This window comes from Lysobacter sp. Hz25 (genome assembly GCF_046097045.1).
GTDB lineage: Bacteria > Pseudomonadota > Gammaproteobacteria > Xanthomonadales > Xanthomonadaceae > Lysobacter > Lysobacter antibioticus_B.
In genome coordinates this window covers 3915546-3924015 of sequence record NZ_CP175666.1, presented here as the reverse complement: position 1 = coordinate 3924015, position 8470 = coordinate 3915546, and the positions used below count along the sequence as shown (strand labels likewise).

7 protein-coding genes are annotated in these 8470 nt (G+C 68.1%); 1 reads left to right on the top strand and 6 read right to left on the bottom strand.

The window, feature by feature from the left end; genetic code table 11:
• Positions 1–940 precede the first annotated feature (940 nt).
• Together ACKN61_RS16085 and ACKN61_RS16080 are read right to left on the bottom strand one after the other, a co-directional pair.
• Positions 941–1288, bottom strand: coding sequence for an antibiotic biosynthesis monooxygenase family protein (locus ACKN61_RS16085; protein WP_408950386.1), 348 nt, complete (start codon positions 1286–1288; stop codon positions 941–943).
• Positions 1285–1629, bottom strand: coding sequence for an NIPSNAP family protein (locus tag ACKN61_RS16080; RefSeq protein WP_408950385.1), 345 nt, complete (start codon positions 1627–1629; stop codon positions 1285–1287). Before ACKN61_RS16080 ends, ACKN61_RS16085 begins: the two co-directional genes overlap by 4 nt.
• Positions 1630–1734: 105 nt before the next feature.
• On the opposite strand from ACKN61_RS16080, the gene ACKN61_RS16075 reads away from it, so the two are divergent.
• Complete coding sequence (locus ACKN61_RS16075) at positions 1735–2424, top strand: ArsR/SmtB family transcription factor (RefSeq protein ID WP_408950384.1); 690 nt, start codon at positions 1735–1737, stop codon at positions 2422–2424.
• 28 nt (positions 2425–2452) lie between these two features.
• Here ACKN61_RS16075 and ACKN61_RS16070 read toward each other — a convergent pair whose 3' ends face one another.
• From ACKN61_RS16070 to ACKN61_RS16055, 4 genes are read right to left on the bottom strand one after another with little or no spacing between them, the layout of a single operon-like run.
• On the bottom strand, positions 2453–3235 hold the full coding sequence (locus tag ACKN61_RS16070; protein ID WP_408950383.1) for a YdcF family protein: 783 nt from the start codon (positions 3233–3235) through the stop codon (positions 2453–2455).
• 10 nt (positions 3236–3245) lie between these two features.
• Positions 3246–4499, bottom strand: coding sequence for a glycosyltransferase family 4 protein (locus ACKN61_RS16065; RefSeq protein ID WP_408950382.1), 1254 nt, complete (start codon positions 4497–4499; stop codon positions 3246–3248).
• 6 nt (positions 4500–4505) lie between these two features.
• Positions 4506–6203 (bottom strand): heparinase II/III family protein, encoded by a 1698-nt coding sequence (locus ACKN61_RS16060; RefSeq protein WP_408950381.1) that lies wholly within the window; start codon positions 6201–6203, stop codon positions 4506–4508.
• Positions 6204–6246: 43 nt separating this feature from the next.
• Positions 6247–8400 (bottom strand): bi-domain-containing oxidoreductase, encoded by a 2154-nt coding sequence (locus ACKN61_RS16055; protein ID WP_408950380.1) that lies wholly within the window; start codon positions 8398–8400, stop codon positions 6247–6249.
• Positions 8401–8470 lie beyond the last annotated feature (70 nt).

Sequence of the window (8470 nt, the reverse complement as noted above, 5' to 3'; positions counted from 1 at the left end):
ATCGCAGTAGCGAATGCGCGAAAAGCGACCGATGCGGCCGTTCCGCGGCCGGGTCGGCGAGGGGCGCGGAGCGTCGCGATCATCCGCTGAGTCGCCGGCGTATGATCTTCGGCGGCGATATCGTCATCGCCACGAGCCGCCGATTGCGGCGAGGTTGGCGCTTTGGCCGGTTGGGGAAAGGGGGGCGCCGGCGCCGGTCGTAGCCTGGAGGATGATCGGTTCCCAGGTTCTGGCCGGAGACCGAAGCCGCATGGTCGCGACTCACGTCGCTCCTACAGGAGCTCTCGTCATCGCCGTCGCCTGCCGTGGCCGTATAGATTTTTCTGTTGCCGTTGCCGTTGCCGTTGCTGTGCGTCGCATTGCACTAGCGAAGGCAAAAGAAGACCCGGAGGGCGGCCCGCAAGGATGCGGGCCGTTTTTCATCGGGACAGGGATGTCCCGTATGAAAAATCCCTGCGGAGGCATCGCTCGTGCGGGCTTGTGATTCAAAGAAAAGCATTTTTCTTTGGTTACCTTTCTTTTGTTGCTTATGACAAAAGAAAGTAACCCGCCGCTTTAGTGGCGGAAGCTCTTATCGTTTGATCTTGCTTGTATGAAAGCCATAAGCAAGTGCAGAGCTTCCGTCCGCTACGCGGCCGGGTTACTTTCTTTTGCTAAGCCCAAAAGAAAGTAACCAAAGAAAAGGGCTCTCCTTGCAAGGGCACAGGCCACGAGTGCGATGCCGGCGCCGGGATTTTTCGATAAGACGTCCCTGTCTTATCGAGTCATTCCTTTTTAAAGGCTGGGCGCACGTCCTGTGCGCCGCCCTCCGGGTCTCCACTTGACCGGTAAAGCGGCAAAGCAGATCAAAATCTCGGCAACAGCAACAGCAACAGCAACAGCAACAGCAACAGCAACAGCAACAGCAACAGCTAAACTAAAGCTAAAGCGTTTGCCGCGACTACTCGTCGTGCCGCCGGCGCGAGTCTTCGGGCGCCTGCGCACGATCATACAGGCCGTAGTCGCGCACAACTTCCGCCACGCGCAGTCGATAGTCGGCGAAGATCGAACCCCGACCCATCTCCTGGATTTGCCGGTGCAGTTCGAGATTGCGCCATTGCCTCACTGCATCCTCGTCGCGCCAGTACGACAGCGACAACAGCTTGCCGGGCCGGCTCAGACTCTCGAAACGCTCGATCGAGACGAAACCGTCGATCTGCGCGAGCAAGGGCCGCAAGCGTTCGGCCGTGTCGAGGTAATCCGGGCGTGTCTGCGGGTGCGGCTGCGCTTCGAAGATCACCGCGATCATGCCGGCACGCCCATGGTCGCAGACATACGGAACGCGCCATCGACGATTTCGGTCCAACTGCGTTCCTCGCGCAGGATGAAGCGGTGTTCGCGGGCGAAGGCGAAGTTCTCGCGGCCTTCGGCATCGGTCTTGAGACGGGCGCGGTAAGCCTCGTAGTCGGCGAGGCTGTCGAAGGCGATCAGCCCCCAGGCGATGTCGTTGCTGCCTTCGTGCGGCAGGAAGTAGCCGACCAGGTCGCCGCCGCAACGCGGGATGATGCGGCCCCAGGCTTCGGCGTAGCGGCGGAAGGCGTCGAGCTGGAAGGGGTCGATCCGGTATCGGATCATGCAGGCGATGCGCATCGTTAGGCTCCGGCAGTGGTGGCCGGCACCATAGCGATTGCCGCCGGGGCGATGCTTCGCTCAGTATCGAAGTATTCCCGCCCGGGCGTGATGCAGGATCGCCGCATGGACATTTCCCCCAACCTCAACCGGGTCGCCGCGCTGATCGGCGACCGCGCCCGCGTCGACATCCTGACCGCGCTCATGGCCGGCCGCGCCCTGACCGCGACCGAGCTGGCCGAGGCCGCCGGTGTGGCCCGTCCGACCGCCAGCGCGCATTTGTCGGCGCTGACCGAAGCGCGCCTGCTCAGCGTCGAGAAGCAGGGCCGCCATCGTTACTTCCGCATCGCCGACGACGATGTGGTGCGGTTGCTCGAAGATCTGATGCGGGTGGCGTACCGCATCTCGGATGCGCCGGTCAGCGTCGGGCCGAGCGACCTGGCGCTGCGCAAGGCGCGGGTCTGCTACGACCACCTCGCCGGCGAGTGGGGCGTGCGCGTGCACGACAGCTTCGTGCGCCGCGGTTTTCTGCATCTGGGCGACGACGACCTGCAGCTCACCGAGCGCGGCCGCGGTTTCGTTGCTGAAGCCGGGATCGCGCTGGAGGCCTTGCCGCGCACCCGTCGGCCGCTGTGCCGCGCCTGCCTGGACTGGAGCGAACGCCGCCATCATCTGGCCGGCGTGCTCGGCGCGGCCTTGCTGGATCGTTTCATCGCCCAGGGCTGGCTGCGCCGCATCCAGTACTCGCGCGCGTTGAACGTGACCGCGCGCGGGCAACGCGGTCTGGCGGCATTCGTGGAAGAACCTGCGCCCTAGCGCGCGACCCGGCTCAACCCAGCCCGGCTCAGCCGCCGACGCCGAGCCGCGCGGCGAGCAGGCCCGCATATTCCTTGAACACCTCGCCGCTGCGGCGCAGGGCGCGGCGGGTCGGCCACCACGGCGAGCCGGCGCCGTGCTTCGGGACGGGCTCGAAATCTTTCTCCGCCGAAGCCAGCGGCAGCACCTGCAGGCCTTGCCGCTCGAACAGCGCCCGCGCGCGGCTCATGTGCAGGGACGAGGTCACCAGCGCGACCCTGCGCCATCCGTGCGTGCGCGCCCACTGCGCGCTGTTGCGGGCGTTGTCGCTGGTGCTGCGGCTGCGCTCGTCCAGCACCAGGGCGCGCTCGGGTACGCCGAGCGCGCGCATCGCAGCGGCCATCTCGCGCGCTTCGCTGACGCCGCGGGTGCGCGAGGTCGGGCCGCCGCTGAGCAAGACCCACGGTGCGCGGCCGTCGTGCCAGGCGCGCGCGCCCAGGGCGACGCGGTTGCCGGCAAGACGCGGATCGTTGGGGTCGCCCTGTTCGAACCAGGCGACGCTGCCGATGCCGCCGCCGAGCACGACGATCGCATCGACCGTCGGCAGGCTGTGTGCGGACTGCGGCGGATAGCGCAGCGCCAGGCTATTGCGCAGCGCGTTGGAGGCCGCCGGCAACGACCACAGCAACGACCAAGCCAGACTGATCCCGATCAAGGCCAGCGCGCCACGGCGCCGGCGCAAAGCGAAGGCCAGCAACGCCAGCACCAGCAGGCAGCACGACAAGTGCAGCGGTTCCAGCGGCCACGCCAACCATCGGCCGATGCCGGTCATGGCCGCAGACTTACTTCGCCACTCGCGCCAGGTCGGCGGTGTCGTCGTCGAGCAGACGCGCCAGGGCGTCGGTCATCAACGCGGCCTGGCGGTCGCGCGAATACGAGGGCGCCGCGGCCAGGCTGGAATCGCCCAGGCGGCGCATACGGCCGGGGTCTTCGACCAACGCCAGTATCGCCGCGGCCATCGCCTCGGCGTCTTCCGGGGGCACGCACACGCCGCAGTCGGTGGTTTCGACGATGCGGGTGGCTTCGCCGGGCGGCAGCGACATCAGCGCGGGGATGCCCATGCCCATGCCTTCGAACAGCTTGGACGGGATCACCCCGGAGAACACCGGGTTGTTGCGCAGCGGGATCAGCGAGATGTCGCACAGGCTCCACAGCTTCGGCATCATCTCCTTGGGCTGGCGCGGGATCATGCGCACGTTGCTCAGCCCGCGCTCGGCGACCAGGCGCTCGACGCGCGCACGCTCGGCGCCGCTGCCGGCGAAGAAGAAGGCAATGCGCGGGTCGTGCTGCAGCCGCTCGGCGGCGTCGACGACCTTCTCCAGGCCATGGGCCATGCCGTGGGTGCCGAGGTAGCCGACCACGAAGCGTCCGTCCAGGTCGTACTGCCGGCTCAGGGCCTCGTCGCGCGCGGCCGGCGCGTAGCGTTGCAGGTCGACGCCGTTGAGCACGACGTGGATCTTGTCGGCGGCGATACCGCGCTGGATGAGTTCTTCGCGGAAGGTATGGGTGACCGGCACGATCGCGTCGGCGCTGCGGTACAGGAACATCTCCAGGCGTTCGAGCGCGCGCACCGCGGCGCTGCGCTTCATCGCGCCGACCGCGGTGATCGAGGCCGGCCACAGATCGCGCAGCTCGAACACGAACGGCCGCCGGCGCAGGCGCGCCAACGCCCAGCCGCCGAGCGCGCAGAAGAACTGCGGCGAGGTCGCCACCACCACGTCGTGGCGCGGCTCGAACAGGCCGGCGGCGACCGAAGCGGCCATGAAGCTCAGATAGTCGAGGGTGCGCTTGACGAAGCCTTCGTTGGCGGTGATGTAGGTCTTGACCCGGACCACGCGGATGCCGTCGACGGTCTCGACGCTGCGCCAGGCGTTGCGGTAGCCGTCGAACAGCTTGCCCTCGGGGAAATTCGGCGCGCAGGTGATCACCGTCACCTCGTGCCCGGCACGCACCCAGCGCACCGCATGCTCGTAGGTGCGCGTGGCCGGCGCATTGCCTTCGGGCGGGAAATTGTCCGACAGAAACAGAATGCGCATGAGAACTCAGCAATCCCAGTGGAACGTGGTGGTCAGCGCGCCGGCCCCGGGGGGCAGGGCGATTTCGAGGACGTCGCAGGCTTCGCTCAGGCCGAAGCCTGCGTGATAGGTGCTGCGGGCCGCGGCGGTCGTTGCGTTCGCCGGTTCGACCTGCCAGCGCACCGCGCCGGATTCGCCCAGGCGCGATTCGTCCAGGTGCGATTCGCCCAGACGCGATTCGTCCAGGCGCAGTTGCGGGCCGTCGAGGCGGACGTCGGGCATCAAGCGGAAGCGGGCGACGGCGCGCTCGAACTCGCCTTCGATGCGGTCTTCGACGCGCAGCGAGCCGGCTTGCAATACCCAGCGCCGGCGATGCAGCGGCCGGCCCTTGAGGCGCCGGTAGCCGTCGTGGGCGGCGCTGAGCCACAGCCCCTCGTCGTTGCGGCCGTGTTCGACCGCAAGCGGATGGGCGCGGCGGGCGACGCGGAAACTGCTCCATACCTCGGAGGAATCGGCATCGTCGATTTCGACCGTGTTATGCGAGGCGGTGCCGCGCTGCCACAGGCGCTCGGCGCCGATGTCGTAGCGCGAGGTGCCGGCGTTGACCAATACCCGGCGGCCGCCGAGCGAGAGCTCGAAGCTGAGGGTGTCGGCGTGGGCATGGCCGGGCAGATAGGCCGGGCCGATTTCGCCGACATCGGCGATCAGCACCGCGGGTCCGCATTGCAGCCGTACATAGCCCGACACCGGCAGCACCTGCAGCGCATCGTCGCAGGCCGCCGGCACCGCCACGCCGAGCAAGCGCGCATAGGCCTGCAACTGCGCCAGGGTCGGGGCGATGCCGTGGGCGGCGTCGTTGAAGAAGGCGATGCCGCCGTCGGGATGCGTCATCACCGCCAGCCAGCCGAGCATGCGGCTCGCACGCTGGCGCCACAGCTCGACGTCGCGTTCGGGGAAGGCGCCCGGGAACAAGGCCGCCAACTGCACCAGGTCGAGCAAGTCCTCGAGCAGGATCGCGTGGTACATCGGGCTGCGTTCGAAATGCCCGCCGTCGGCGAGGATCTGCTCGTCGATCTCGGCGCGCAGACCGCGCAGGCCGACGCCGCGCCAGCGTTCGGCTTCGGCGCCGTCGAAGAAGGCGCCGGCGAACAGCAGCGCCTTGTAGTTGGCCCACAGATGGTTGCCGAGCAAATGCCGTTCCAGGCGGCCGCGCAGATAACGCGCCTGCGTCGCCAGGCTGTTGAGCACGCTGCGGCGCAGCGCCGGGTCGGTGACGGTGTCGCCGGCGCAGCACCATTTGACCCAGTTGACGATGCGCAGTGACAGGCAATACGGCTCCCAGCCGTTGCCGGCGGCCGGTGGATTGGCCGCGATCCACTGCCGGATCAGGTCGCGATGCCAAGCCAGCCGCGCCGCCGCGTCGTCGGCGTTGAGGTCGTCGAAGTAATGCAGGTTGTACAGCCACAGCTTCGGCAGGGCGGTGCTGTTCCAGTCGTCGCCGGCGATCTCGTGTTCGTCGTTGAGGAAACGGAAGCGCTGCGCGCTCAGCATCGAGGCCGCGCGCGCGCAACCGCGCCAGCGATCGCGCACGACCGCCGGCGGCGGCGCCGGCGAATCGTCGATGCGCGGGCGGTGCAGGCGGTGCCAGGCGCGGCCGTAGATCTGCACGGCGCGCAGATGGCGCACCGTGTGCCACAGGCGCGGCACTCGCGACGACGAGGTCACGACCGTATTCCGCTCGGAGAGGCGACGAGGCGGCGCATGGCGTTCAGACCGAGGCGTCCAGTTCGATGGTGACGCGCGCCACCTCGAACACGTCTTCGGCCGGGATCGGCGCTGCGGCCTGTCCCTTCACCGCCTGGATGAAGGCGGCGGCGCACTGCGCCTGGCCCTTGTCCTGGCGCCACAGGTTCATCTTCTTGAAGCCCGGCCAGCCGTAGCCACGCAGGCGGCGGAAGTTGTCCAACTGCAGCACGCGACCGGCAGTGAACACCTCCAGGCGTTCCTTGGGGAAGCTCTTGTCGCCGTTGGCGAGGTAATGCACGGTGCCGAACGAGCCGTCGGCGAAGCTCAGGGTGAAGCTGACCCGGTCGCTGCGGATGCCGGCGCCGGGGACGTTGCCGACCGCGGTGAGCTGGTGGCCGACGATCGGCGAGTCGGCGAGGAAACGCAGCAGGTCGACGAAATGGCAGGCCTCGCCGATCAGGCGGCCGCCGCCGAGCTGGCTGTCCTGGGTCCAGTGGTCGGCCGGGATCGCGCCGGCGTTGACCGTCATCACGAACGACTTGGGCTCGCGCACGCCGGCCAGCAACGTGCGCATCTTCTGCACCTGCGGGGCAAAGCGGCGGTTGAAACCGACCATCAGCACCGGCGGGCGGCCGTAGACCGAATGCTCGGCGTAGGCCTTTTCGATCGCCTGCAACTCGTCCAGGGTCAGGCACAGCGGTTTTTCGACGAATACGTGCTTGCCGTGGCGCAGCGCCTTCAGGGTCAGCTCGGCATGGCTGCCGTGCTGGGTCGCGATCACCACCGAGCCCACGCCGTTCTCGCGCAGGGTCGCGTCGGTGTCGGTGCTGGCGTTGCGGAAACCGAACTTCTTGCCGAAATGGACGCTGCTGACGCCGCCGCTGGACACCACCGTGTGCAGTTCGGCGCCGGCCTTGGCGAAGGCCGGGATCAGCACGCGGCCGGCGTAGTTGCCGGCGCCGATGAAGGCGATCGCGTCGCCGCCCTTGTCGGTATCGGAGGTCGCGGCCGGGGTCTTGACCGACAGCGGCACGGTGCGGCGCACCAGGGTTTCCGGAATCGCCTTGTCGCGGCCGTAGTCGAGGACGATGCCGAGCGAGGGCTCGTGGCCGCCGAGCAGGGCATAGGCCTGTTCGGCCTCGGCGATGGAGTAGCGATGACTGATCAGCGGCGGCGCGTCGATCGCGCGGCTGGCCATCATGTCGAGCACGGCCTCGAAGTTGCGTTGTTCGGTCCAGCGTACGAAGGCGACCGGATAGTCGTTGCCGCGTTCCTCGTAGGACGGGTCGTAGCGGCCCGGGCCGTACGAGCACGACACCTGGAACGACAGTTCCTTCTCGTAGAAATCCGCGCGCGACAGTTCCAGGCCGGTGACCCCGACCAGGACGATGCGGCCGCGCTTGCGGCACATGTGCGCGGCCTGCGAGACCGGTTCGTTGCTCTTGGTCGAGGCGGTGATCAGCACCGCGTCGACGCCGCGTCCGCGCGAGAACGCCTGCGCCGCGGCCAGCGGGTCTTCGCCCTTGGACAGGTCGACCGTCTCGGCGCCGTAGCTGCGCGCGATGGCGAGCTTGGAACTGTCGAAGTCGATGCCGAGCACGCGGCAGCCGTGGGCGCGCAGCAATTGCACCGTGATCAGGCCGATCAGGCCCAGGCCGGTCACCACCACCGCTTCGCCGAGGCTCGGCTGGACCAGGCGGATGCCTTGCAGGGCGATCGCGCCGAGCACGGTGAAGGCCGCGGCCTCGTCGCCGACGCCGTCGGGAATCTTGACGCACAGGTTGGACGGCACCGCCACCACTTCGGCGTGCTTGCCGTTGGAGGCGATGCGGTCGCCGATTTCGAAACCGGTCACGCCGGCGCCGACGCCGATCACCGTGCCGACGTTGCAATAGCCCAGGGCCAGCGGTTGGTCGAGCTTGCTGCGGACCGCGTCGACGGTGGTGGCCAGGCCGTCGGTGCGGATCTTCTCCAGCACCATGCGCACCTTGTCGGGTTGCTGGCGCGCCTTTTGCAGCATGTTGGCCTTGCCGAACTCGACCAGCATGCGCTCGGTGCCGGCCGACACCAGGGTGACGTGGGTGCGGATCAGCAGATGGCCGCGGCGCAGGGCGGGGGCGGGCACGTCGGCGATTTCGGTGCTGCCGTCGCGCAGGTTTTGCAGGACCTGTTGCATGGTGATTCCAGTACGTATCGAGAGGGGGGATGCCGCGCCGGCTGGGGGGAGCCGCGCGGCCGATCGGTAG